Source organism: Anoxybacillus andreesenii, from assembly GCF_030813005.1.
GTDB classification, from domain to species: Bacteria; Bacillota; Bacilli; order Bacillales; family Cytobacillaceae; genus Robertmurraya; species Robertmurraya andreesenii.
Genome location: NZ_JAUSTU010000018.1, coordinates 19,540 through 43,473 on the forward strand (window position 1 = coordinate 19,540; position 23,934 = coordinate 43,473).

A 23,934-nucleotide genomic window follows, 5' to 3' on the forward strand; every position below is an offset into this window, starting at 1 on the left:
GGCGAGTCGGTTTGGGAGCCAGTGAAGGTCCCAATACCGAATTATTTAATAAAACCTTTATAATGACGTTTAACAAGCTGTGCCTCGAGCTGTTTCATCGTTTCGAGTGCAACACCGATTACGATAAGCAGACTTGTTCCGCCGATTTGTGCAGACTGTGGTAAACCAGCAAGCTTCACAAAGAAAACCGGTAAAATAGCAATAGCAGCTAAGAAAATCGAGCCAACAAATGTTAAACGATATAGGACACGAGTTAAATATTCCTGAGTATTTTTCCCTGGACGGATACCTGGAACATAACCACCCTGCTTCTTCAAGTTCTCGGCAACTTGTTCAGGGTTAACTTGTATAAACGCATAGAAATAAGAAAACGCAATGATAAGCGCTGTATAAACAACCATCCCGATCGGATGAGAATAATCAAACACTTTTTGTATCCACAAAGTAACATCATTTTGCTCAAAAAATCCAGCAATGGTTCTTGGTGTTACAATGAAGGATATCGCAAAGATAACTGGAATAACACCTGCAGCATTTACTTTTAACGGTAAATGAGAGGACTGCCCAGTAGGCATACGTCCTGCAACCATACGCTTTGCATACTGAATTGGAATTTTACGTAAAGCTTGGTTTACGTAAATCGTTCCGACTACAATAGCAATAATGACAGCAAGGATTATGACCATTTTGATAATGTTAAGGAATAATTGATCCCCAGCATCTTGGAATTGTTGTGCATAAATTTGGTTTAATGCTGATGGAATTCCAGCAACAATCCCTGCAAAGATAATAATGGAAATTCCATTACCTACACCCTTAGACGTGATTTGTTCACCTAACCACATTAAAAAGGCTGTTCCGGCAGTTAGAACCGTAGCTATTAGCAAGTAAGTTGTAATACCTGGGTTCGTAATTAACGCACCGCCTGCAAGATTATTGAAGCCATAGGACATTCCAAGGGCCTGAATAAACCCAAGAATAACGGTAAAATAACGTGTGAACTGTGCAAGCTTACGGCGCCCTACTTCCCCTTGCTTAGACCATTCTGTAAATTTCGGAACAACATCCATCTGTAACAGCTGAATGATGATCGAAGCCGTAATGTACGGCATGATACCCATGGCTAAGATAGAGAAGTTCTTAAGAGCACCGCCCCCAAATGTGTTAAGAACACCAAAGACACTTAATTGGTCCTGGGCCTTTAACACATCTGCGTTCACACCAGGGACGGGAATAAAAGTCCCAATACGGAATACAATCAACATTAAAAGGGTGAATATGATCTTTCGTCTTATATCACCCACGCGCATAAAATTGGAGATTGTCTGAAACATTAAATCACCTCGGTATTACCGCCGGCAGCTTCAATCGCTTCCTTCGCAGCAGAGGAGAATTTATGAGCCTTAACTGTAAGCTTTTTCTCGACTTTGCCTTTTGCAAGAATTTTGATACCTGCTTTTTCGTTGCTTACAACGCCTGTTTCAAGAAGAAGTTCTGGAGTAACTTCTGTTCCATCCTCAAAACGATTTAAAGTATCAAGGTTCACGATTGCATAATCTTTACGATTGATGTTCGTAAAGCCGCGTTTTGGTAGACGTTGGAATAAAGGTGTTTGACCACCCTCAAAGCCTGGACGTACTCCACCGCCAGAACGAGCCTTTTGACCTTTATGACCTTTACCAGCAGTTTTGCCGTTACCTGAACCGATACCACGGCCTTTGCGTTTGCGCTCGTGACGAGAACCTTCTGCAGGTTTTAATTCATGAAGTTTCATGTTGGCACCTCCTTATTTGAAGAAGAATTGAAATTATATTTCTTTAACCGTAACTAGGTGAGCAACCTTGTTGATCATACCGCGGATAGCAGCATTATCAGTTTGCTCTACCGTTTGATGCATTTTGCGTAAGCCCAATGCTTTTACGGTATCCTTTTGATCTTGTGGACGACCGATGACACTGCGAGTGAGGGTAATTTGTAATTTGTTTGCCATTTCCATTTCCCTCCTTATCCTAACAGTTCTTCTACTGACTTACCACGTAATTTAGCTACGTCTTCAGCACGTTTTAATTGTTTTAAACCGTCCAATGTTGCACGCACCATGTTAATTGGTGTGTTTGTTCCTAGTGACTTAGATAGAATATCACCTACACCAGCTAACTCAAGAACCGCACGAACTGGGCCTCCAGCGATAACTCCAGTACCTTCTGCAGCTGGTTTAAGAAGAACTTCACCAGCGCCAAAGTGACCGATAACCTGGTGAGGAAGAGTAGTTCCTACTCTTGGTACTTCAATTAGGTTTTTCTTTGCATCTTCAATTGCCTTACGAATTGCATCTGGTACCTCTTGAGCCTTACCAGTACCAAAACCAACGTGACCGTTCTTATCTCCTACTACTACAAGAGCAGAGAAGCGAAAACGACGTCCACCTTTTACAACTTTCGCTACGCGATTCACTGTAACTACACGTTCTTCAAGTTCAAGTTTGTTTGGATCAATACGACGCATCTTTTTATGTCCCTCCTTTGACTCTTAAAATTCCAATCCGTTTTCACGAGCTGCATCAGCTAGTGCTTTAACACGTCCATGATAGAGGTATCCTCCACGGTCAAATACAACAGCTGTGATGCCCTTTTCTACTGCGCGCTTTGCAACTAGCTCTCCGACCTTAACTGCTGCATCAACATTGCTTGTAGATTCTAGACCAGCCTCTTTATCTAAAGTAGAAGCACTTGCGATCGTTACTCCATTTACATCGTCAATGAGTTGCGCATAAATGTGCTTGTTTGAGCGGAACACATTTAAACGAGGACGGGCTGCAGTACCAGTAAGCTTAGCACGAACACGTGCATGTCTTTTCTTACGAGTTGCATTTTTGTCAGCCTTCGTAATCATTTTGGTCACTCCTTTCGTTTACCTAAGCGGCATTACTTACCTGTTTTACCTTCTTTACGACGTACGTATTCGCCTTCGTAACGGATACCTTTACCTTTATAAGGCTCTGGTGGACGAACATCACGGATGTTAGCAGCTAAAGCTCCAACACGCTCCTTATTAATACCTTTAACTGTAACTTTTGTATTGGAAGGAACATCGATTTCAAGGCCTTCTTCAGGTTCAATTTCAACAGGGTGTGAGTAACCAACGTTTAAGACAAGCTTCTTGCCTTGCTTTTGAGCACGGTAACCGACACCGATAAGCTCTAGGCTTCTTTCGAATCCTTTAGATACACCCTCAACCATATTTGCTAAAAGGGCACGAGTTGTACCGTGATTGGTACGATGTTCTTTTGAATCTGATGGACGGGAAACGTTAATCACGTTTTCTTCCACCTTAATTTCGATATCAGGGTTAAAGGTATTTGTTAATTCTCCTTTAGGACCCTTAACAGTAACGATGTTGCCGTTAATTGTAACAGTAACACCTGTTGGAATTTCAATTGGTTTTTTACCTACGCGAGACATTCATTGCACCTCCATTCTTTAAGAAACTCTATTACCAAACGTATGCTAATACTTCTCCGCCAATTTGTTTAGCGCGAGCTTCTTTGTCTGTAAGAACGCCTTGAGAAGTAGATACTAATGCGATACCAAGTCCGTTTAGTACGCGAGGAACTTCATTTGTCTTTGCATAAACACGAAGTCCTGGCTTACTAATACGCTTTAAGCCTGTGATAACACGCTCGTTGTTTGGGCCGTATTTTAAGAAAACACGAATGATGCCTTGCTTGTTATCCTCGATATATTCCACATCACGAACGAAACCTTCACGCTTTAAGATTTCAGCGATCTCTTTCTTAATATTAGAAGCAGGTACCTCTAATTTTTCGTGACGAACCATATTCGCATTACGGATGCGAGTTAGGAAATCTGCAATTGGATCTGTCATGACCATTGTTTTTTACCTCCTTCCCAGAAATGGGGTTTACCAGCTTGCTTTTTTCACACCAGGAATTTGTCCTTTGTATGCTAATTCACGGAAACAAATACGGCAAAGCTTAAATTTACGGTATACAGAATGTGGACGACCGCAACGTTCGCAGCGGGTATATTCTTGTACCTTATATTTAGGCGTGCGTTTTTGCTTCGCAATCATTGACTTTTTAGCCACGTTTTCGCCTCCCTTATTTTAGCGATTACTTTTGGAATGGCATTCCAAATTGAGTTAAAAGTTCACGAGCTTCTTCATCAGTATTAGCTGTAGTAACGATAACGATATCCATACCACGAACCTTGCTTACTTTATCATAATCAATTTCAGGGAAGATTAACTGCTCTTTTACACCTAGTGTGTAGTTTCCACGTCCATCGAAAGACTTCTTAGAGATACCGCGGAAGTCACGCACACGTGGTAAAGATACAGAAACTAATTTATCGAAGAATTCGTACATACGCTCACCACGAAGGGTAACTTTTGCACCGATTGGCATTCCTTCACGAAGACGGAAACCAGCGATTGATTTTTTAGCACGAGTCACAACTGGCTTTTGACCAGTGATGGTTGCTAATTCCTCAACAGCATTATCCAATGCTTTTGCGTTTTGTACTGCATCACCAACACCCATGTTGATAACGATTTTTTCTAGCTTAGGTACTTGCATAACTGATTTATAATTAAATTTGCTCATTAGAGCAGGAGTAATTTCCTTTTGGAACTTTTCTTTTAGGCGGTTCATTCTTGTACCTCCCTTCTTCTATGAACTATTTATCTAGAACTTCACCGGATTTTTTTGCAACACGTACTTTATTGCCATCTACCACTTTGTAGCCTACGCGAGTTGGTTCACCAGACTTCGGATCGATTGGCATAACGTTTGATACATGAATAGGTGCCTCATGGCTAATGATTCCACCTTGTGGATTCAATTGATTCGGCTTAGAGTGCTTTTTGACGATGTTAACACCTTCAACTAATACGCGATCTTTTTTAGGGAAAGCCGCTAAAATCACACCTGTTTTGCCTTTATCTTTGCCAGAGATGACCATTACTTTGTCACCTTTTTTTACATGCATCTGTTCGCACCTCCTTAAAGGCAATTTGTTTGGAATTATAGTACTTCTGGAGCTAAAGAAACAATCTTCATAAAGTTATTATCACGCAGTTCGCGAGCAACAGGTCCGAAAATACGAGTACCGCGTGGGCTCTTATCATCACGGATAATGACACATGCATTTTCGTCGAAACGAATGTATGAACCATCCGCACGACGAGCACCGCTCTTTGTACGAACAACAACAGCCTTGACAACGTCACCCTTTTTGACAACGCCTCCTGGTGTTGCTTGTTTCACTGTACAAACGATCACATCACCGATGTTAGCTGTCTTACGGCCAGAACCACCAAGAACTTTAATCGTTAATACTTCACGAGCACCTGAATTGTCAGCAACTTTTAAACGTGTTTCTTGTTGAATCATGTTTGTAACCTCCCTTCGGGATCAAAACTAATTCCGAGCATTATATAATAACAGCTTTTTCTACTACTTCTACTAAACGGAAGCGTTTTGTTGCGGAAAGTGGGCGAGTTTCCATAATACGAACGATATCGCCGACTTTTGCTTGGTTCTGCTCATCATGAGCTTTGTACTTCTTAGAGTACTTCACGCGTTTACCATATAACGGATGCTTTTTGTATGTTTCAACAAGAACTGTAACTGTCTTATCCATCTTGTCTGAAACCACACGTCCTGTGTAAACCTTGCGTTGGTTGCGTTCACTCATCGTGCGAACCTCCTCTCAAGAATTATCGATTATTAACGCCGATCTCTCTTTCACGAATAACAGTTTTCATGCGAGCAATCGCTTTGCGTACTTCACGTATGCGAGCTGTATTCTCTAGTTGTCCTGTCGCCAATTGAAAGCGTAGGTTGAAAAGCTCTTCTTTTAAAGACTTAACTTTTTGTTCGATTTCGGCAGTGGTAAGGTCACGAATTTCATTAGCTTTCATTTGATTCACCACCAATTTCTTCTCGTTTTACAAACTTACATTTTACTGGAAGCTTGTGTGCAGCAAGACGAAGTGCTTCACGTGCGATTTCTTCAGAAACACCTGCAATTTCAAACATTACTTTGCCTGGCTTAACAACTGCAACCCATCCTTCAGGAGCACCTTTACCGGAACCCATGCGGACTTCAAGAGGCTTAGCTGTGTATGGCTTGTGTGGGAAAATCTTAATCCAAACTTTACCGCCACGTTTCATATAACGAGTCATCGCAATACGTGCAGCTTCAATTTGGCGGTTTGTAATCCAAGATGCTTCAGTTGCTTGTAAACCGAATTCACCAAAGCTTACTTCAGTGCCGCCTTTCGCATTACCGCGCATTTTACCACGGTGTTGACGACGATATTTAACGCGTTTTGGCAATAACATACTTAGTTGCCTCCTTCCTCAGTTTTCTTCTTTGTAGGAAGGACTTCTCCTTTGTAAATCCATACTTTTACGCCTAATTTACCATAAGTTGTATCTGCTTCTGCAGTTGCATAGTCGATGTCAGCGCGTAGAGTATGAAGTGGAACAGTTCCTTCACTGTAAGATTCAGAACGAGCGATATCAGCACCGCCTAAACGTCCGGAAACCATTGTCTTGATACCTTGAGCACCAGCGCGCATAGCACGTTGAATGACTTGTTTTTGTGCACGACGGAAAGATACGCGGTTTTCTAATTGACGAGCAATGTTCTCCGCAACTAATTTCGCATCGATATCAGCTTTTTTAATTTCAAGAATGTTGATATGAACACGTTTGCCTGTAAGTTGGTTAAGTGCCTTACGAAGCGCTTCAACTTCAGTACCACCTTTACCGATAACCATTCCTGGTTTTGCAGTATGGATAGTAATGTTCACACGGTTAGCAGCACGTTCGATTTCTACTTTAGAAACAGAAGCATCGCTTAAACGCTTTGTAATATACTCACGAACCTTTAGGTCTTCGTGTAAAAGATCGGCATAGTCTTTGCCTGCGTACCACTTAGATTCCCAATCACGGATGATCCCGATACGCAAACCGACTGGATGTACTTTTTGACCCACTGATTATCCCTCCTTCTTCTCTGTTAATACGATAGTAATATGGCTAGTACGCTTGTTGATTGCACTTGCACGACCCATTGCACGAGGACGGAAACGTTTTAAAGTTGGTCCTTCATCAACGAATACTTGTGATACAACAAGGCTATTAACGTCCATTTCATAATTATGCTCTGCGTTCGCAATGGCAGAGTTTAATAATTTTTCAACGATTGGAGAAGCAGCCTTTGGCGTATGTTTTAGAATGGCTACTGCTTCACCTACTTGCTTTCCTCGAATTAGATCTACAACTAAACGAGCTTTACGAGGCGCAATACGGACTGTTCTTGCAACAGCTTTTGCTTGCATCTGAATGCCTCCTCTCATTAACGTCTTGTTTTCTTATCATCACTGGCATGACCTTTGTAAGTACGAGTTGGAGCAAATTCTCCAAGCTTGTGACCAACCATGTCTTCAGTGACATATACAGGTACATGTTTACGACCATCATAAACAGCAAGTGTGTGTCCGATGAATTGTGGGAAGATCGTAGAACGGCGTGACCAAGTTTTGATTACTTGCTTGCCATCAGTTTCATTAAGCTTTTCGATCTTTTTCATTAAATGATCATCAACAAAAGGTCCTTTTTTCAAGCTGCGACCCATGTGTGAACCTCCCTTCGTGATTGCCCTACGGCTCTTTGGTTGAACCGTAGCCCAATCCCGTTATTTTTTACGACGATGCACGATAAATTTATCAGATTTCTTGTTTTTCTTACGAGTCTTAGCACCAAGAGTTGGTTTGCCCCATGGTGACATTGGAGACTTACGTCCGATTGGTGAACGTCCTTCACCACCACCGTGTGGGTGATCGTTAGGGTTCATAACAGATCCACGTACTGTTGGGCGTTTGCCTAACCAACGAGAACGACCTGCTTTACCAATGTGAATAAGTTCATGCTGTTCGTTACCAACCTGACCTACAGTAGCACGACAAGTTCCTAGAATCATGCGAACTTCACCAGAATTTAAACGAACAAGGATATACTTACCATCTCTACCAAGTACTTGTGCACTTGTTCCAGCCGAACGAACTAATTGTCCTCCACGACCAGGTTTTAATTCGATGTTGTGAATAACAGTACCCATTGGCATGTTCTCTAATGGAAGAGCATTTCCTACTTTGATATCTGCCTCTGGACCAGACATTACTTCCATTCCTACTTGTAGGTTCTTAGGAGCTAGAATATAACGCTTTTCTCCATCAACATAATGAATTAATGCAATGTTTGCTGAACGGTTTGGATCGTATTCGATCGTAGCAACGCGGCCTGGTATTCCATCTTTGTTACGTTTGAAATCGATAATACGATATTGACGTTTATGACCGCCAGCCTGATGACGAACAGTAATTTTACCTTGGTTGTTACGGCCAGCCTGTTTGTTTAAAGGCGCTAACAATGACTTTTCGGGAGTATCAGTTGTGATTTCCTCAAAAGTTGACACTGTCATACCGCGACGACCATTAGAGGTAGGTTTATACTTTTTAATCGCCATTTATTTTCCCTCCTCTTCTTGTTTTAATGATTTAAACCTCAAAGAATTCAATTTCTTTGCTGTCAGCAGTAAGTTTTACAATGGCCTTACGGCGTTTGTTCGTGTATCCGCCGAATTTACCCATGCGCTTGAACTTACCTTTATAGTTTTGAACGTTTACTTTCTCAACTTTAACGCCGAAGATTTCTTCGATAGCGTCTTTAATTTGAGTTTTATTTGCTTTCACGTCAACTTCAAATGTGTACTTCTTCTCTGCCATTATGTCAGTTGAACGCTCAGTGATAACGGGGCGCTTAATGATATCGCGTGCATCCATTATGCAAGCACCTCCTCTACTTTTTCAACTGCTGCTTTTGTCATGATTAATTTGTCATGACCTAAAACATCCAATACGTTGATTCCTTCAGCAGTTACTACAGTTACACCAGGGATGTTACGAGCAGATAATGCTACGTTTTCATCTAAGTTAGCTGTAACGATTAACGCTTTAGAATCTACAGATAAACCTTTAAGAACTGCCTTGAATTCCTTTGTTTTTGGTGCTTCAAAAGCAAGGTTTTCTAATACTAAAATGTTTTCTTCTAATACTTTAGAAGATAATGCAGATTTAATAGCTAAGCGACGTACCTTTTTCGGTAATTTATAGCTGTAGCTACGTGGTACAGGACCAAATACGGTACCACCTCCGCGCCATTGTGGAGAACGAATCGAACCTTGACGAGCACGACCTGTTCCTTTTTGGCGCCATGGCTTACGGCCACCGCCAGCTACTTCAGAACGAATTTTAGTTTTGTGAGTTCCTTGACGTAAGGAAGCTCTTTGAGCAACAACAGCTTCGAATAACACATGGTTGTTTGGCTCAATACCAAAGATTGAATCATTAAGTTCCACTTCACCAACTTGTGATCCAGTTTGGTTATATAATGTAACTTTTGGCATTCTTATTTCCTCCTTTCTGACTTAATCAATTACGCTTTAACCGCACTTTTAATTTTTAATAGAGCTTTCCTTGCTCCAGGTACGTTCCCTTTGATTAATAATAGGTTGCGTTCAACATCAACCTTTACAATCTCAAGGTTTTGTACAGTTACTTGCTCTCCGCCCATGCGTCCTGGTAATAATTTACCTTTGAATACACGGTTTGGAGCAACAGGTCCCATTGAACCTGGGCGACGGTGATAACGAGAACCGTGAGCCATTGGTCCACGAGATTGTCCATGACGCTTGATTGCACCTTGGAAACCTTTACCTTTTGAGATTCCTGTTACATCTACTACATCGCCTTCTGCGAAAATATCAACTTTGACTTCCTGACCAACCTCAAGCTCGTTTAAGCCTTCCCCGCGGAATTCACGTACGAAGCGCTTAGGAGCAGTATTTGCCTTAGCAACATGGCCTTTTTCAGGTTTGTTTGAAAGCTTTTCACGCTTGTCTTCAAATCCTAATTGAACGGATACATATCCATCGGTTTCAACTGTCTTCTTTTGAAGAACTACGTTTGGAGCTGCTTCAACAACTGTTACCGGGATAAGATCTCCATTTTCAGCAAACACTTGAGTCATACCAATTTTTCTTCCTAAGATTCCTTTGGTCATTTCAGTCACACCTCCTAAATTTCATCATTTGTTTATTTCATCATTAAATTTCTCAATTAGAAGCATCGATACGAATTATAATTTGATTTCAATATCTACGCCTGATGGTAAGTCTAAACGCATTAGAGAATCAACCGTTTGTGGAGTTGGATTCACAATGTCAATTAGACGTTTGTGAGTGCGCATCTCAAATTGTTCACGAGAGTCCTTGTACTTGTGCACCGCACGTAAAATTGTGTAAACAGACTTTTCAGTTGGTAATGGAATCGGACCAGATACAGCCGCACCAGAACGTTTTGCTGTTTCTACAATCTTCTCTGCAGATTGATCAAGGATTCTGTGATCATATGCTTTTAAACGGATACGAATCTTTTGTTTTGCCATTATTTTCCCTCCTTTTCGCCTATTTTAGAATAGACATTCTCCGTGAGAATTTCCCACACACTCGCCATGGCAAAGCGGCCGGGTGTGTCAGCAACCTCTCACATCATCGCAGTCAAAGACCAACATTGTCTATTATACAATAAATTATGCAGGAAATGCAACAGTAAATTTCACTTCTTTATCGTTAACACTTTTACTATTATAAAGACAGTCATAGTTGTTTTCAAGAGGAAGAAAAATAGTCATACTATTCTATTTCGATCTATCCATAAAACAAAAAAAGCAGATGGATCGTCACCCATCTGCTTTCTATTTTAATCTGTTTAATTACTCAACGATAGTAGCAACAACGCCAGCGCCTACTGTACGTCCACCCTCACGAATTGAGAACTTAGTTCCTTCTTCGATAGCAATTGGAGCAATAAGCTCTACGTTCATTTCGATGTTATCTCCAGGCATAACCATTTCTACGCCTTCAGGAAGATTACAAATACCAGTTACGTCAGTTGTACGGAAGTAGAACTGAGGACGGTAGTTAGAGAAGAATGGAGTATGACGTCCACCTTCTTCTTTTGATAAAACGTAAACTTCAGCTTTGAATTTTACGTGTGGTGTGATTGAACCTGGCTTTGCAAGAACTTGACCACGTTGGATTTCTTCACGAGCAACCCCACGAAGAAGTGCACCAATGTTGTCTCCAGCTTCTGCATAGTCAAGAAGCTTACGGAACATTTCAACACCTGTTACAGTAGTTGACTTAGGCTCTTCAGTTAAACCGATGATTTCTACAACGTCACCAACTTTAACTTGTCCACGCTCAACACGTCCAGTTGCAACAGTTCCACGACCAGTGATAGAGAATACGTCCTCAACTGGCATCATGAATGGCTTCTCAGTGTCACGAGTTGGGTTTGGAACGTACTCATCAACAGCAGCCATAAGCTCAAGAACTTTTTCTTCCCATTCTGGTTCGCCTTCAAGAGCTTTAAGAGCAGAACCTTTGATAACAGGAATATCGTCACCAGGGAATTCATATTCAGAAAGAAGGTCACGAATTTCCATTTCTACTAATTCAAGTAGCTCTTCGTCGTCTACCATGTCACACTTGTTCATGAATACAACAAGGTAAGGTACACCTACTTGACGAGAAAGAAGGATGTGCTCACGTGTTTGCGGCATTGGGCCATCAGCAGCAGATACTACTAGAATCCCGCCGTCCATTTGAGCAGCACCAGTGATCATGTTCTTAACGTAGTCAGCGTGTCCTGGGCAGTCAACGTGTGCATAGTGACGATTTTCAGTTTCATACTCAACGTGAGAAGTTGAGATTGTGATTCCACGCTCTTTTTCTTCTGGAGCGTTATCGATTTGGTCGTAACCTTTTGCTTCACCACCCATTTTCTTTGCAAGTACAGTAGTGATAGCAGCTGTTAAAGTAGTTTTACCGTGGTCAACGTGACCAATAGTTCCGATATTAACGTGTGGTTTTGAACGGTCAAATTTAGCTTTTGCCATTAGGAAAATCCTCCTTTAATTATAAAAATAATAAGTATATGGATAGTAAGAAAGGTTATTCCTTTCTTACTACCTCTTACATAAGTAGTTATACTTTAAAGACGGGTGAAAATCAATTATTCACCTTTATTTTTTTTGATAATCTCTTCTGAAATTGATTTTGGTACTTCTTCATAGTGGTCAAACACCATAGAGAATACTCCACGTCCTTGTGTGCTTGAACGAAGAGAAGTAGCATAACCGAACATTTCAGAAAGTGGAACCATGGCACGAACTACCTGCGCATTACCGCGCGCTTCCATACCTTCAACACGTCCACGACGTGCAGTGATTCCACCCATGATGTCTCCCATGTATTCCTCAGGAATAACAACTTCGACCTTCATAATTGGCTCAAGAATGACAGGGTTACATTTTGCTGCAGCATTTCTTAATGCCATGGATGCAGCAATTTTGAACGCCATTTCTGAAGAGTCAACATCATGGTAAGATCCATCGAATAATCTAGCTTTGATGTCTACTAATGGATAGCCTGCTAGGACCCCTCTTTCAAGAGCATCTTCTAGACCAGCTTGTACTGCAGGGATGTATTCACGTGGAACAACCCCACCTACGATACCATTCTCAAATTCAAAGCCTTTTCCTTCTTCATTTGGAGAGAATTCGATCCAAACGTGACCATATTGTCCACGACCACCAGATTGACGTGCGAATTTCCCTTCCACTTGTGCAGAAGAACGGAATGTTTCGCGGTAAGAAACCTGTGGCGCACCAACGTTGGCTTCTACTTTGAATTCGCGCTTCATACGGTCAACAATGATATCTAGGTGAAGCTCACCCATACCAGCAATGATGACCTGGCCAGTTTCCTGGTCAGTATGTGCACGGAATGTTGGATCCTCTTCTTGAAGCTTTTGAAGAGCTGTTGTCATTTTGTCCTGGTCCGCTTTTGACTTCGGTTCCACTGAGAGTTCAATTACCGGCTCAGGGAATACCATGGATTCAAGGATAACAGGGTTTTTGTCATCACAAAGTGTATCTCCAGTAGTTGTATCTTTAAGACCAACCGCAGCTGCGATATCACCAGCATACACAATGGAGATTTCTTGACGGCTGTTCGCGTGCATTTGAAGAATACGACCTACACGCTCACGCTTACCTTTAGTAGAGTTCTGAACATACGATCCAGATTCTAGAGTTCCAGAATACACACGGAAGAATGTTAATTTACCTACATAAGGGTCTGTCATAACTTTGAATGCAAGTGCTGAGAATGGCTCTTCATCACTTGAATGACGCTCTACTTCCTCTTCAGAATCAGGTAATGTACCTTTGATTGCAGGTACATCTAATGGAGATGGAAGGTAATCAATTACTGCATCAAGCATTAATTGAACACCTTTGTTTTTGAATGCAGTACCACACATAACAGGGAAGAATTCAACATTAACTGTTGCTTTACGAATTGCAGCCTTCAGTTCAGGGATTGAAATTTCTTCTCCGCCAAGGTACTTCTCCATTAATTCCTCATCAAGCTCCGCTACCGCTTCAATTAGCTTTTCACGGTATTCTTCAGCTTGTGCTTGATATTCTTCAGGAATCTCTTTTACTTCAATATCCGTACCTAAATCATTGCTATAGAAATGTGCTTTCATTTCTACTAGGTCAATGATCGCATTAAACTGATCCTCTGCTCCAATTGGTAATTGGATTGGATGAGCATTTGCTTGTAGACGGTCATGAATTGTTTTTACAGAATAAAGGAAGTCAGCACCGATTTTGTCCATTTTATTAACAAACACTACTCGTGGTACACCATAAGTAGTAGCTTGGCGCCAAACTGTTTCTGTTTGTGGTTCTACCCCAGATTGAGCATCAAGAACGGTAACCGCACCATCTAATACACGAAGGGAACGTTCAACTTCAACAGTGAAGTCTACGTGTCCTGGAGTATCGATAATGTTAACACGGTGACCATGCCATTGTGCAGTTGTTGCAGCAGATGTAATGGTAATTCCGCGTTCTTGCTCCTGCTCCATCCAGTCCATCTGAGCAGCACCTTCATGTGTTTCACCGATTTTGTGAATCTTACCAGTGTAGTACAGGATACGCTCAGTGGTCGTTGTTTTACCGGCATCGATGTGAGCCATGATCCCGATATTACGTGTATTTTCCAAGGAGAACTCTCTTGCCATTGGGTCTTTCTCCTTCCTAGTATGAGTAATAGTTTGAATAGATATTGAATCTTACCAACGATAGTGAGCAAACGCTTTGTTTGCTTCAGCCATTTTGTGAGTATCTTCGCGTTTCTTCACTGATGCACCAGTGTTGTTCGCTGCATCAAGAATTTCATTCGCAAGACGCTCTTCCATTGTTTTCTCACCGCGAAGTCGTGCATAGTTTACTAACCAACGAAGACCAAGAGTTGTACGGCGTTCAGGGCGCACCTCTACTGGTACTTGGTAGTTAGATCCACCTACACGGCGTGCTCTAACTTCTAGAACTGGCATGATGTTCTTCAATGCTTGATCAAATACTTCCATTGGATCTTTGCCAGTGCGTTCACGAATAATATCAAATGACGCGTAAAGAATGGATTGAGCTTTACCTCTTTTACCGTCAACCATCATTTTGTTGATTAGACGAGTGATTAGCTTTGAGTTGTAAATCGGATCTGGTAAAACGTCTCTTTTTGCTACTGGACCTTTACGTGGCATCCTTGTTCCTCCTTTCAATGAAGCTGATAGTGTCTAGTTTATTTTTTTGCTGCTTTTGGTTTCTTCGTACCGTACTTAGAACGACCTTGCATACGGTTGTTCACTCCAGCAGTATCTAATGCTCCACGAACAATGTGATAACGTACCCCTGGTAAGTCCTTAACACGTCCGCCACGGATTAACACAACGCTGTGCTCTTGTAGGTTATGTCCGATACCAGGAATATAAGCAGTTACCTCGATGCCATTCGTTAAACGAACACGAGCATATTTACGTAATGCTGAGTTTGGTTTCTTCGGAGTCATTGTACCAACACGAGTACAAACACCGCGTTTTTGTGGAGATGATACATTAGTTTGTGCTTTTTTGAAGCTGTTATAACCTTTATTAAGCGCAGGAGATTTTGAAGTTTCCTCTTTTGATTTACGAGGCTTGCGCACTAATTGGTTAATAGTAGGCATTATGATTTCCTCCCTTCGATTTTTCTTAAGCCCACACATCCAGGTGGTTCATTTTGAAGCAAAAAACAAAGTTCTTACAGAACGATCTGCAAAAACAGTTTTTAACGGATTAACCCAACGGTTGATGCTGCGACTTCAATACCACATGCTTTTCCTAGTGATTTCATAGAATCCACATAGGTAATCGGAATGTTCATTTCAGTAGCTGTGCTAATAACTTTTGATGTTAGCGAAGAATTTGCATCCTTTGCCACAACTACTTCCACTACTTGGCCATTCCGCATCGCTTTAACCGTCTGTTTTGTTCCTACTATAATATTTTGGGCCTGCAATACTTTATCATAAGACATCTTTCATATCCTCCAAAGTAACAGGTTAATAGGAGCACCTTTGCTATATTAGCATTTTCAAAAATCAATGTCAACAACAAATTGTATTTCCATCTTGAAAAATTATGATGCGGCACCTATATGTATATAAGTGCCGCACAATATGGATTTCGTTACTCAATCGTTATAGCATCTTCTGCTTCTTCTATAATCGCAACAGGCTCTGCTTTACGGTAACGTTGCATTCCAGTACCAGCTGGAACGAGCTTACCAATGATTACATTTTCCTTTAAGCCGAGAAGCTCATCACGTTTTCCTTTGATCGCTGCATCAGTAAGAACTCTTGTTGTTTCTTGGAAGGATGCTGCTGATAAGAAGGAATCTGTTTCAAGAGATGCTTTTGTAATTCCAAGTAACACTGGGCGACCAGTGGCTGGAAGTTTACCTTCAAGCAATGCCTTTTCGTTGGCATCAGTGAATTGATGGATGTCAAGAAGGGAGCCTGGTAATACATCGGTTTCCCCTGCATCGATGACACGAATTTTTCGAAGCATCTGGCGCACCATTACTTCAACGTGTTTGTCACCAATTTCAACCCCTTGCATACGGTAAACCTTTTGTACCTCTTTAAGCAGATACTCTTGAACAGCGGTCACATCTTTAACTTTAATTAGCTCTTTCGGATCGATGGAGCCCTCTGTTAATTCTTGACCTCTCTCGACTTGGTCGTTTACAGCAACCTTTAGGCGTGCTGTATAAGGAGCTGTATAGGTGCGAGACTCAATTTCACCTTGAACAACAATTTCATGCTGACGGTCTCTACCTTCGTTGATGCCAACAACCACACCTTCGATTTCGGAAATAACAGCCTGCCCCTTTGGATTACGAGCTTCAAAAATTTCCTGGATACGTGGGAGACCCTGAGTGATATCATCGCCAGCAACTCCTCCGGTATGGAATGTACGCATCGTTAACTGTGTACCTGGCTCACCAATCGATTGGGCAGCGATAATACCAACTGCTTCGCCGACTTCAACCTCTTGACCAGTTGCAAGGTTACGACCGTAACATTTTTTACATACACCATGACGAGTATTACAAGTAAAGGCAGAGCGAATCCAAACTTCCTCTACTCCTACTTCGGTTAGTTCTAGTGCTAGATCTTCCGTAATTAAGCCGTTTTCCGGAACAATTACTTCGTTTGTCTGAGGGTGCTTGACAGCTCTTCTTGCATATCGGCCAATTAAGCGTTCCTCTAGGGACTCAATAATTTCTGTTCCATCACGCAACGCAGAGACTAGGAGACCTCTGTCAGTACCACAATCGTCCTCACGAACAATAACATCCTGTGCTACATCGACAAGGCGGCGAGTTAGGTAACCTGAGTCAGCTGTTTTAAGAGCTGTATCCGCTAGACCTTTACGCGCTCCGTGTGTAGAAATAAAGTACTCTAATACGGTTAATCCTTCACGGAAACTTGAAATAATCGGCAACTCAATAATACGACCAGCTGGGTTTGCCATGAGTCCGCGCATACCTGCTAGCTGCGTAAAGTTCGATGCGTTACCACGGGCGCCCGAATCGCTCATCATGAAGATTGGGTTTGTTTTCTCCAATGACTTCATAAGTTTCGCTTGGATGGTGTCCTTCGCAGCACTCCAAATCGAGATAACACGGTCATAGCGCTCATCCTCTGTGATCAAACCACGACGGAATTGCTTCATGACATTATCTACTTTATTTTGTGCCTCATTGATGATTTCTTGCTTTTCCTTCAAGACGACAATATCGGCCACACCAACTGTAATACCAGCTTTTGTTGAGTATTTGAAACCAAGATTTTTCATGCGATCAAGCATTTTCGATGTCTCGGTAATCTTAAATCTCTTAAAGACCTCAGCAATGATATTACCAAGGATTTTCTTCTTGAATGGATCTACTAACGGTAGATTCTTGATCATTTCCTTGACGTCAGAGCCCTTTTCTACAAAGTACTTCTTAGGTGTTTCTTCTTCTAAGTTTTTCTTTGTAGGCTCATTAATGTATGGGAAAGATTTCGGTAAAATCTCATTGAAGACAAGCTTACCTACAGTCGTAATGAGCAATTGTTGGTTTTGTTCGTCTGTAAAGGTTTCATTGTTTAAGGAACCTGCATGGACAGCAATTCGTGTATGCAAATGAACATAGCCATTTTGATAAGCGATAAGCGCTTCATTTGTATCCTTGAAGACCATTCCCTCACCGACAGCACCTTCACGTTCTAAAGTTAGGTAATAGTTTCCTAATACCATGTCCTGTGAAGGAGTAACAACCGGTTTCCCGTCTTTTGGATTAAGAATGTTTTGTGCAGCAAGCATCAATAGTCTTGCTTCCGCCTGGGCCTCAGCTGAAAGCGGCACGTGTACCGCCATTTGGTCACCGTCAAAGTCGGCGTTGTAGGCTGTACAAACCAGTGGATGCAAGCGAATGGCACGGCCTTCAACAAGCGTTGGTTCAAACGCTTGAATTCCAAGTCTGTGTAGAGTTGGGGCACGGTTTAATAGAACTGGATGTTCCTTAATAACCTCTTCTAAAACGTCCCATACCTCAGGCTGAAGTCGTTCGATTTTGCGTTTTGCTGATTTGATATTATGGGCTAATCCCTTTTCAACAAGCTCTTTCATAACAAAAGGCTTGAATAACTCAATCGCCATTTCCTTCGGTAATCCACATTGATACATCTTAAGGTTTGGACCGACGACGATAACAGAACGTCCGGAGTAGTCAACCCGCTTACCGAGAAGGTTTTGACGGAAACGTCCTTGCTTTCCTTTTAGCATATGAGAAAGAGACTTCAACGGACGATTTCCTGGACCAGTTACTGGACGTCCACGACGACCGTTATCAATAAGGGCATCCACAGCTTCCTGAAGCATACGCTTTTCGTTTTGCACAATGATACTAGGAGCACCAAGATCTAACAAGCGCTTGAGACGATTATTACGGTTAATCACACGACGATACAGATCGTTCAAATCGGAGGTTGCAAAACGGCCACCATCCAATTGAACCATCGGACGTAGTTCAGGTGGAATCACCGGCAGAACGTCTAAGATCATCCAAGAAGGCTCGTTTCCGGAATTGCGGAAAGCTTCGAGTACTTCAAGACGTTTAATCGCTCTTGTACGACGTTGCCCTTGGGCTGTTTTTAATTCTTCTTTTAAAATATCGACTTCTTTATCTAAATCAATATCTGTTAGTAGCTTCTTAATAGATTCAGCACCCATAGAGGCCTGAAATTTATTCCCGTACTTTTCACGATATGCACGGTATTCTTTTTCTGAGAGAAGTTGTTTCTTTTCCAGAGGAGTGTCGCCAGGCTCTGTCACTACGTAAGAAGCAAAATAGATAACCTCTTCTAAGGCACGAGGTGACATATCAAGGATTAATCCCATTCTGCTTGGGATTCCTTTGAAATACCAAATATGTGAAACAGGGGCTGCTAGTTCAATATGACCCATGCGTTCACGACGAACCTTCGCTCTTGTTACTTCTACACCACATCGGTCACAAACGACACCTTTATAACGAACTCGCTTGTATTTTCCACAATGACATTCCCAGTCTTTTTGAGGACCAAAGATACGCTCACAAAACAGACCGTCCTTCTCTGGTTTTAATGTACGATAGTTGATTGTTTCTGGTTTCTTTACCTCACCAAATGACCAAGAACGGATTTTATCGGGTGAAGCAAGACCGATTTTCATATACTCAAAATTATTAACATCAAGCAAGGGGCCTACCTCCCTTTTGATCTACAGGTTTTACCCTTATGGCTAATCTAAGATTATTAGCTCCCACTTCCCATTTTCTATAAGCGATGAGGGAAGCAGGAGTTTTTTTGAGAGCGTGCGGATATATTATTCTTTTGAACCAACTTTTTCTGATTCAAATTCTTCGGTTACAGGAGCAACTGTTAACGACTCTGCTTGCTGTTCATCATCATCTTCTAGGTCACGCATTTCAATTTCCTTCTCGTCACCTGAAAGAATTTTCACGTCAAGACCTAAGCTTTGAAGCTCCTTCATTAACACGCGGAAGGATTCCGGAACTCCTGGCTCAGGAACATTCTCGCCTTTAACGATTGCTTCATATGTTTTAACACGTCCAACGACATCGTCGGACTTGACGGTTAAAATTTCTTGAAGGGTATAGGCTGCACCGTAGGCTTCTAATGCCCACACTTCCATTTCTCCAAATCTTTGTCCACCAAACTGAGCCTTACCGCCTAGCGGCTGCTGAGTAACGAGTGAATAAGGACCGGTAGAACGAGCGTGAAGCTTATCATCAACCATGTGTGCAAGCTTAATCATATACATAACCCCTACGGAAACACGGTTATCAAACGGTTCACCAGAACGACCATCATAGAGGATCGTCTTGGCATCGCTAGCCATGCCAGCTTCTTCAATGGTTGACCAGACATCTTCCTCTGTCGCTCCGTCGAATACAGGAGAAGCAACGTGAATGCCAAGCTGTCTAGCCGCCATCCCTAGGTGTAGCTCTAATACCTGACCGATGTTCATACGAGAAGGAACCCCTAATGGATTCAACATGATATCTACTGGTGTACCATCTGGTAGATACGGCATGTCTTCCTCAGGAAGAATTCGGGAGATAACCCCTTTGTTACCGTGTCGACCAGCCATTTTATCGCCCTCATGAATCTTACGTTTCTGAACGATATAAACCCGAACGAGCTGATTGACACCTGGAGGAAGCTCATCACCATCTTCACGATTAAATACCTTAACATCATGGACGATTCCACCGCCACCATGCGGTACACGAAGGGATGTGTCACGAACCTCACGTGCCTTCTCTCCGAAAATTGCATGCAACAAGCGCTCTTCCGCAGTTAATTCGGTCACTCCCTTAGGCGTGACTTTACCAACGAGCAGATCTCCGTCTTTTACCTCTGCTCCAATGCGAATGATGCCGCGCTCATCCAGATTTCTTAGTGCATCTTCCCCAACATTTGGAATATCACGAGTGATTTCCTCTGGTCCTAGTTTGGTATCACGAGATTCTGACTCATATTCTTCAATATGAATAGAAGTATAGACATCATCTTTTACCAGACGTTCACTCATGATGATCGCATCTTCATAGTTATAGCCGTCCCATGTCATGAATGCAACAAGCACATTACGACCAAGAGCCAATTCCCCAAGCTCCATAGAAGGACCATCAGCAAGAATTTCTCCCTTTGTTACACGATCACCAACCTTAACAATTGGACGTTGGTTATAGCATGTACCTTGGTTGGAACGAACAAATTTTAATAATCTATATTTGTCAAGATCACCTTTTACCTCTTGACCATCAACCTCTTTAACACGGCGAACCCAAATTTCTCTAGCCTCAACATGCTCGACAATACCTTCGCGCTTACAAATAACGGCCGCACCAGAGTCTTTACCAGATACATATTCCATTCCAGTACCCACTCGAGGAGCTTCCGGTTGCATTAACGGAACAGCTTGTCGTTGCATGTTCGCACCCATTAGTGCACGGTTGGAGTCATCGTTTTCTAAGAACGGAATACATGCTGTCGCAGCAGAAACAACCTGCTTAGGCGAAACATCCATGTAGTCAACACGATCTCTGTGAACGACGGTATTTTCTCCACGGAAACGAGCGATGATATCTTCATCTAAGAATGCGCCATCTTCCCCTAAGCGTGCATTTGCTTGGGCAACAACATAATTATCCTCTTCATCCGCAGTCAAGTAATCAATATGATTGGTTACCTTGCCTGTTTCCGGATCGACACGACGATACGGCGTTTCGATAAATCCAAAGCGATTCACCTTTGCATAAGATGATAACGAGTTAATAAGTCCAATATTCGGTCCCTCAGGAGTCTCAATTGGACACATACGTCCATAGTGAGAGTAGTGAACGTCACGAACTTCCATTCCAGCACGTTCACGAGTTAAACCACCAGGTCCTAGTGCTGAGAGACGACGCTTATGCGTTAACTCCGCTAAAGGATTGGTCTGGTCCATAAACTGAGATAATTGAGAGCTTCCGAAGAACTCTTTAATCGAAGCAATAACTGGGCGAATATTAATTAACTGCTGTGGAGTAATGGTATTTGTATCTTGGATAGACATTCTTTCACGAACAACACGTTCCATCCGTGAAAGACCAATACGGAATTGGTTCTGCAATAATTCCCCAACAGAACGCAAACGACGATTTCCTAAATGATCAATATCATCTGTATCTCCTACTCCATAAAGAAGGTTAAAGAAGTAGCTGATGGAAGCAATGATATCTGCAGGTGAAATATTCTTGACCGCCTCTTCAACGTAGGCGTTCCCGATCACGTTAATTACTTTCTCATCATCTTCATTTGGAGCATAGATTTTAATTGATTGTAAAAGAACATCATCTTCAACTACGCCACTAATTGGGCTTAATGTTTTGAAACCAATATTTTTCTCTAAATTTGGGATAATACGATCTAAAGTACGACGATCAAGCATGACGCCTTTCTCCGCAATAATTTCACCTGTTTCAGGATCTACTAGCGTTTCAGCAAGGCGTTGCCCGAACAAACGGTTCTTTATATGGAGTTTTTTGTTGATTTTATAACGACCTACGTTTGCAAGATCATATCGTTTAGGATCAAAGAATCTTGACACCAATAAGCTTTTAGCATTCTCAACTGTAGGTGGTTCACCTGGGCGCAGACGCTCATAAATTTCTAAGAGCGCTTTGTCTGTACCTTCCGTATTGTCCTTTTCAAGGGTATTTCGAAGATACTCGTTGTCTCCAATCAGATCTAATATTTCTTGATCGGAGCCGAATCCTAACGCACGCAAAAGAACCGTAACAGGTAATTTCCTCGTACGATCAATTCTCACATAAACTACATCTTTGGCGTCTGTTTCATATTCCAGCCAAGCACCACGGTTTGGGATTACTGTAGCTGTATAGCCTCTTTTTCCATTTTTATCTACTTTTCCGCTATAATACACACTCGGTGAGCGGACTAGCTGTGAAACAATTACCCGTTCTGCTCCATTAATGACGAATGTTCCTGTTTCAGTCATTAGTGGGAAATCTCCCATAAATACATCCTGATCCTTGACTTCACCCGTCTCTTTATTAACAAGACGTACCTTCACACGAAGCGGTGCTGAGTATGTAACATCTCGCTCCTTCGATTCCGGAACAGAATATTTCGGATCGCCAAGACTGTAATCAATAAATTCAAGCGATAGATTACCTGTGAAGTCCTCAATCGGTGAAATATCCTGGAACATTTCACGTAATCCCTCATCAAGAAACCATTGATAAGAAGAGGTTTGGATTTCAATAAGATTTGGTAATTCTAAAACTTCACTGATTCGTGCGTAACTTCTACGCTCTCGGTGTCGTCCATACTGAACTAGTTGACCTGTCAACTGATTCACCCCTCAAATCAAGCGTTATAGTGCATATACTGCAAATTTATAAGAAAATTAGAAAGTGGCTAATTAGCCAAAAGCCTTCTATCTTATAAGACAAAAAGAAAAAGGGTTTTATTCTCAAAACCACATTCTTCACACTTCAAACTATTATTTTGTTAGTTTCCCCCACTAAAACCAACTTTATACAATTTTTGTTGAATTTAGTACAGGCGCCAGTTTATAATATGTTGGCATTGTATAATGTTAACATAATGGAAATGTCAAGTCAAATATTTTTTTGCGCGTAAAATATAGTAACCTTTTTTCTTTTCAAATGTTTCAACATTCCCAAAAACGTCCGTTAATTTTTCAATGGCGGAGGGTGCTCCCTGTTTTTTTTGAATTACGACCCATAGTTCCCCGTTCTCTTTCAAATATGAATAGCTTTGTTCAAAAATTTGATGAACAATCTTTTTCCCTGCTCGAATCGGAGGATTGGTTAGAATACAGGCAAAATCGTAGCTCTTAACATTTACCAAGCAGTCACTTTCATATATAGAAACATTCCCAACCTGGTTAAGGGCAGCATTTTCCTTTGCAAGTGACAGAGCTCGTTCATTGACATCGACCATATGTACATGACGGCCGGTGTCTTTTGCAATGGATAAGCCGATCGGGCCATATCCACATCCGACGTCCAATATGTCACCCTCCACACTAGGTGGCTCGAAGGCTTCTATTAATAACCGCGAACCAAAATCTACCTCCCTTTTTGAAAAAACTCCACTATCCGTCTTAAATTTCATACGGTGATTTCTTAATGTGAAGTCCCAAAAGGACGGGTTGCTTTCCACCTTTTGCTCCCGAGAATAATAATGATCAGACATGGCCTCACCTCTAGCATCTAAAAATACTTCCTGAATCGCAATTATA

The 23,934-nt window shown here is 41.8% G+C and carries 30 protein-coding genes; all 30 read right to left on the minus strand.

All coding sequences use genetic code 11. The features are described from left to right. Positions 1 to 41 precede the first annotated feature (41 nt). Positions 42 to 1,334, minus strand: a complete 1,293-nt coding sequence (gene secY / locus J2S07_RS16270) for a preprotein translocase subunit SecY (RefSeq protein ID WP_307151465.1) — start codon at positions 1,332 to 1,334, stop codon at positions 42 to 44. After that, on the minus strand, positions 1,334 to 1,774 hold the full coding sequence (gene rplO / locus J2S07_RS16275; RefSeq protein WP_307151466.1) for a 50S ribosomal protein L15: 441 nt from the start codon (positions 1,772 to 1,774) through the stop codon (positions 1,334 to 1,336). The genes secY and rplO overlap by 1 nt, the downstream gene beginning before the upstream one ends. Before the next feature lie 33 nt (positions 1,775 to 1,807). After that, a complete protein-coding gene (gene rpmD / locus J2S07_RS16280; RefSeq protein WP_307151467.1) occupies positions 1,808 to 1,990 on the minus strand; it encodes a 50S ribosomal protein L30 in 183 nt (60 codons plus the stop codon). A gap of 14 nt (positions 1,991 to 2,004) precedes the next feature. Next, positions 2,005 to 2,505, minus strand: coding sequence for a 30S ribosomal protein S5 (rpsE, locus tag J2S07_RS16285; protein WP_307151468.1), 501 nt, complete (start codon positions 2,503 to 2,505; stop codon positions 2,005 to 2,007). Positions 2,506 to 2,529: 24 nt separating this feature from the next. Further along, entirely contained in the window at positions 2,530 to 2,892 is a 363-nt protein-coding gene (gene rplR / locus J2S07_RS16290; RefSeq protein WP_307151469.1) for a 50S ribosomal protein L18, read from the minus strand. A 32-nt stretch (positions 2,893 to 2,924) separates the two neighbouring features. Further along, positions 2,925 to 3,461: a 50S ribosomal protein L6 gene (gene rplF, locus J2S07_RS16295; RefSeq protein WP_307151470.1), complete on the minus strand. Its 537-nt coding sequence runs from the start codon at positions 3,459 to 3,461 to the stop codon at positions 2,925 to 2,927. 31 nt (positions 3,462 to 3,492) lie between these two features. Continuing rightward, a complete protein-coding gene (rpsH, locus tag J2S07_RS16300; RefSeq protein ID WP_307151471.1) occupies positions 3,493 to 3,891 on the minus strand; it encodes a 30S ribosomal protein S8 in 399 nt (132 codons plus the stop codon). A 30-nt stretch (positions 3,892 to 3,921) separates the two neighbouring features. After that, positions 3,922 to 4,107, minus strand: coding sequence for a 30S ribosomal protein S14 (gene rpsN, locus J2S07_RS16305; RefSeq protein ID WP_009499044.1), 186 nt, complete (start codon positions 4,105 to 4,107; stop codon positions 3,922 to 3,924). Between the two features lie 25 nt (positions 4,108 to 4,132). After that, entirely contained in the window at positions 4,133 to 4,672 is a 540-nt protein-coding gene (gene rplE / locus J2S07_RS16310; RefSeq protein WP_307151472.1) for a 50S ribosomal protein L5, read from the minus strand. Positions 4,673 to 4,697: 25 nt separating this feature from the next. Further along, on the minus strand, positions 4,698 to 5,009 hold the full coding sequence (gene rplX, locus J2S07_RS16315; protein ID WP_307151473.1) for a 50S ribosomal protein L24: 312 nt from the start codon (positions 5,007 to 5,009) through the stop codon (positions 4,698 to 4,700). Positions 5,010 to 5,044: 35 nt separating this feature from the next. Further along, positions 5,045 to 5,413 carry a 50S ribosomal protein L14 gene (gene rplN, locus J2S07_RS16320; protein ID WP_307151474.1) on the minus strand — a complete coding sequence of 123 codons (369 nt, stop codon included), beginning with the start codon at positions 5,411 to 5,413 and terminating at the stop codon, positions 5,045 to 5,047. Positions 5,414 to 5,453: 40 nt separating this feature from the next. Beyond that, the gene (rpsQ, locus tag J2S07_RS16325) at positions 5,454 to 5,717 is read right to left on the minus strand and encodes a 30S ribosomal protein S17 (protein WP_066321295.1); all 264 of its coding nucleotides are present in this window, start codon (positions 5,715 to 5,717) and stop codon (positions 5,454 to 5,456) included. A gap of 22 nt (positions 5,718 to 5,739) precedes the next feature. After that, a complete protein-coding gene (gene rpmC, locus J2S07_RS16330) occupies positions 5,740 to 5,943 on the minus strand; it encodes a 50S ribosomal protein L29 (RefSeq protein WP_003351417.1) in 204 nt (67 codons plus the stop codon). Further along, positions 5,933 to 6,367 carry a 50S ribosomal protein L16 gene (rplP, locus tag J2S07_RS16335; protein WP_307151475.1) on the minus strand — a complete coding sequence of 145 codons (435 nt, stop codon included), beginning with the start codon at positions 6,365 to 6,367 and terminating at the stop codon, positions 5,933 to 5,935. Before rplP ends, rpmC begins: the two co-directional genes overlap by 11 nt. A gap of 2 nt (positions 6,368 to 6,369) precedes the next feature. Continuing rightward, a complete protein-coding gene (gene rpsC / locus J2S07_RS16340) occupies positions 6,370 to 7,026 on the minus strand; it encodes a 30S ribosomal protein S3 (protein WP_307151476.1) in 657 nt (218 codons plus the stop codon). 3 nt (positions 7,027 to 7,029) lie between these two features. Beyond that, entirely contained in the window at positions 7,030 to 7,371 is a 342-nt protein-coding gene (gene rplV / locus J2S07_RS16345) for a 50S ribosomal protein L22 (RefSeq protein ID WP_307151477.1), read from the minus strand. A gap of 17 nt (positions 7,372 to 7,388) precedes the next feature. Beyond that, on the minus strand, positions 7,389 to 7,667 hold the full coding sequence (gene rpsS, locus J2S07_RS16350) for a 30S ribosomal protein S19 (protein ID WP_307151478.1): 279 nt from the start codon (positions 7,665 to 7,667) through the stop codon (positions 7,389 to 7,391). Between the two features lie 60 nt (positions 7,668 to 7,727). After that, positions 7,728 to 8,558 carry a 50S ribosomal protein L2 gene (gene rplB / locus J2S07_RS16355; protein ID WP_307151479.1) on the minus strand — a complete coding sequence of 277 codons (831 nt, stop codon included), beginning with the start codon at positions 8,556 to 8,558 and terminating at the stop codon, positions 7,728 to 7,730. A 31-nt stretch (positions 8,559 to 8,589) separates the two neighbouring features. After that, the gene (gene rplW / locus J2S07_RS16360) at positions 8,590 to 8,874 is read right to left on the minus strand and encodes a 50S ribosomal protein L23 (protein WP_307151480.1); all 285 of its coding nucleotides are present in this window, start codon (positions 8,872 to 8,874) and stop codon (positions 8,590 to 8,592) included. Next, a complete protein-coding gene (gene rplD, locus J2S07_RS16365) occupies positions 8,874 to 9,497 on the minus strand; it encodes a 50S ribosomal protein L4 (RefSeq protein ID WP_307151481.1) in 624 nt (207 codons plus the stop codon). The genes rplW and rplD overlap by 1 nt, the downstream gene beginning before the upstream one ends. A 29-nt stretch (positions 9,498 to 9,526) precedes the next feature. After that, a complete protein-coding gene (gene rplC, locus J2S07_RS16370; protein WP_307151482.1) occupies positions 9,527 to 10,153 on the minus strand; it encodes a 50S ribosomal protein L3 in 627 nt (208 codons plus the stop codon). 75 nt (positions 10,154 to 10,228) lie between these two features. Further along, positions 10,229 to 10,537 (minus strand): 30S ribosomal protein S10, encoded by a 309-nt coding sequence (gene rpsJ / locus J2S07_RS16375; protein WP_003354783.1) that lies wholly within the window; start codon positions 10,535 to 10,537, stop codon positions 10,229 to 10,231. 327 nt (positions 10,538 to 10,864) lie between these two features. Continuing rightward, positions 10,865 to 12,052: an elongation factor Tu gene (gene tuf, locus J2S07_RS16380; RefSeq protein WP_307151483.1), complete on the minus strand. Its 1,188-nt coding sequence runs from the start codon at positions 12,050 to 12,052 to the stop codon at positions 10,865 to 10,867. Positions 12,053 to 12,168: 116 nt separating this feature from the next. Next, positions 12,169 to 14,247, minus strand: a complete 2,079-nt coding sequence (fusA, locus tag J2S07_RS16385; protein ID WP_307151484.1) for an elongation factor G — start codon at positions 14,245 to 14,247, stop codon at positions 12,169 to 12,171. Between the two features lie 51 nt (positions 14,248 to 14,298). After that, the gene (gene rpsG / locus J2S07_RS16390; protein ID WP_307151485.1) at positions 14,299 to 14,769 is read right to left on the minus strand and encodes a 30S ribosomal protein S7; all 471 of its coding nucleotides are present in this window, start codon (positions 14,767 to 14,769) and stop codon (positions 14,299 to 14,301) included. A 38-nt stretch (positions 14,770 to 14,807) separates the two neighbouring features. Next, entirely contained in the window at positions 14,808 to 15,230 is a 423-nt protein-coding gene (gene rpsL / locus J2S07_RS16395; protein WP_307151486.1) for a 30S ribosomal protein S12, read from the minus strand. 101 nt (positions 15,231 to 15,331) lie between these two features. Next, positions 15,332 to 15,580: a 50S ribosomal protein L7ae-like protein gene (locus J2S07_RS16400; protein WP_307151487.1), complete on the minus strand. Its 249-nt coding sequence runs from the start codon at positions 15,578 to 15,580 to the stop codon at positions 15,332 to 15,334. A 152-nt stretch (positions 15,581 to 15,732) separates the two neighbouring features. Beyond that, positions 15,733 to 19,332 carry a DNA-directed RNA polymerase subunit beta' gene (gene rpoC / locus J2S07_RS16405; RefSeq protein WP_307151488.1) on the minus strand — a complete coding sequence of 1,200 codons (3,600 nt, stop codon included), beginning with the start codon at positions 19,330 to 19,332 and terminating at the stop codon, positions 15,733 to 15,735. Positions 19,333 to 19,458: 126 nt separating this feature from the next. Beyond that, positions 19,459 to 23,016, minus strand: coding sequence for a DNA-directed RNA polymerase subunit beta (gene rpoB / locus J2S07_RS16410; RefSeq protein WP_307151489.1), 3,558 nt, complete (start codon positions 23,014 to 23,016; stop codon positions 19,459 to 19,461). 266 nt (positions 23,017 to 23,282) lie between these two features. After that, positions 23,283 to 23,888 carry a class I SAM-dependent methyltransferase gene (locus tag J2S07_RS16415; protein WP_307151490.1) on the minus strand — a complete coding sequence of 202 codons (606 nt, stop codon included), beginning with the start codon at positions 23,886 to 23,888 and terminating at the stop codon, positions 23,283 to 23,285. Positions 23,889 to 23,934: the final 46 nt, after the last annotated feature.

Excerpts from the sequence above, each read along its gene's own strand:
- secY (WP_307151465.1), bottom strand. The coding sequence starts at position 1,334 with ATGTTTCAGACAATCTCCAATTTTATGCGCGTGGGTGATATAAGACGA.
- rplO (WP_307151466.1), bottom strand. The coding sequence starts at position 1,774 with ATGAAACTTCATGAATTAAAACCTGCAGAAGGTTCTCGTCACGAGCGC.
- rpmD (WP_307151467.1), bottom strand. The coding sequence starts at position 1,990 with ATGGCAAACAAATTACAAATTACCCTCACTCGCAGTGTCATCGGTCGT.
- rpsE (WP_307151468.1), bottom strand. The coding sequence starts at position 2,505 with ATGCGTCGTATTGATCCAAACAAACTTGAACTTGAAGAACGTGTAGTT.
- rplR (WP_307151469.1), bottom strand. The coding sequence starts at position 2,892 with ATGATTACGAAGGCTGACAAAAATGCAACTCGTAAGAAAAGACATGCA.
- rplF (WP_307151470.1), bottom strand. The coding sequence starts at position 3,461 with ATGTCTCGCGTAGGTAAAAAACCAATTGAAATTCCAACAGGTGTTACT.
- rpsH (WP_307151471.1), bottom strand. The coding sequence starts at position 3,891 with ATGGTCATGACAGATCCAATTGCAGATTTCCTAACTCGCATCCGTAAT.
- rplE (WP_307151472.1), bottom strand. The coding sequence starts at position 4,672 with ATGAACCGCCTAAAAGAAAAGTTCCAAAAGGAAATTACTCCTGCTCTA.
- rplX (WP_307151473.1), bottom strand. The coding sequence starts at position 5,009 with ATGCATGTAAAAAAAGGTGACAAAGTAATGGTCATCTCTGGCAAAGAT.
- rplN (WP_307151474.1), bottom strand. The coding sequence starts at position 5,413 with ATGATTCAACAAGAAACACGTTTAAAAGTTGCTGACAATTCAGGTGCT.
- rpsQ (WP_066321295.1), bottom strand. The coding sequence starts at position 5,717 with ATGAGTGAACGCAACCAACGCAAGGTTTACACAGGACGTGTGGTTTCA.
- rpmC (WP_003351417.1), bottom strand. The coding sequence starts at position 5,943 with ATGAAAGCTAATGAAATTCGTGACCTTACCACTGCCGAAATCGAACAA.
- rplP (WP_307151475.1), bottom strand. The coding sequence starts at position 6,367 with ATGTTATTGCCAAAACGCGTTAAATATCGTCGTCAACACCGTGGTAAA.
- rplV (WP_307151477.1), bottom strand. The coding sequence starts at position 7,371 with ATGCAAGCAAAAGCTGTTGCAAGAACAGTCCGTATTGCGCCTCGTAAA.
- rpsS (WP_307151478.1), bottom strand. The coding sequence starts at position 7,667 with ATGGGTCGCAGCTTGAAAAAAGGACCTTTTGTTGATGATCATTTAATG.
- rplB (WP_307151479.1), bottom strand. The coding sequence starts at position 8,558 with ATGGCGATTAAAAAGTATAAACCTACCTCTAATGGTCGTCGCGGTATG.
- rplW (WP_307151480.1), bottom strand. The coding sequence starts at position 8,874 with ATGGATGCACGCGATATCATTAAGCGCCCCGTTATCACTGAGCGTTCA.
- rplD (WP_307151481.1), bottom strand. The coding sequence starts at position 9,497 with ATGCCAAAAGTTACATTATATAACCAAACTGGATCACAAGTTGGTGAA.
- rplC (WP_307151482.1), bottom strand. The coding sequence starts at position 10,153 with ATGACCAAAGGAATCTTAGGAAGAAAAATTGGTATGACTCAAGTGTTT.
- rpsJ (WP_003354783.1), bottom strand. The coding sequence starts at position 10,537 with ATGGCAAAACAAAAGATTCGTATCCGTTTAAAAGCATATGATCACAGA.
- tuf (WP_307151483.1), bottom strand. The coding sequence starts at position 12,052 with ATGGCAAAAGCTAAATTTGACCGTTCAAAACCACACGTTAATATCGGA.
- fusA (WP_307151484.1), bottom strand. The coding sequence starts at position 14,247 with ATGGCAAGAGAGTTCTCCTTGGAAAATACACGTAATATCGGGATCATG.
- rpsG (WP_307151485.1), bottom strand. The coding sequence starts at position 14,769 with ATGCCACGTAAAGGTCCAGTAGCAAAAAGAGACGTTTTACCAGATCCG.
- rpsL (WP_307151486.1), bottom strand. The coding sequence starts at position 15,230 with ATGCCTACTATTAACCAATTAGTGCGCAAGCCTCGTAAATCAAAAGAG.
- J2S07_RS16400 (WP_307151487.1), bottom strand. The coding sequence starts at position 15,580 with ATGTCTTATGATAAAGTATTGCAGGCCCAAAATATTATAGTAGGAACA.
- J2S07_RS16415 (WP_307151490.1), bottom strand. The coding sequence starts at position 23,888 with ATGTCTGATCATTATTATTCTCGGGAGCAAAAGGTGGAAAGCAACCCG.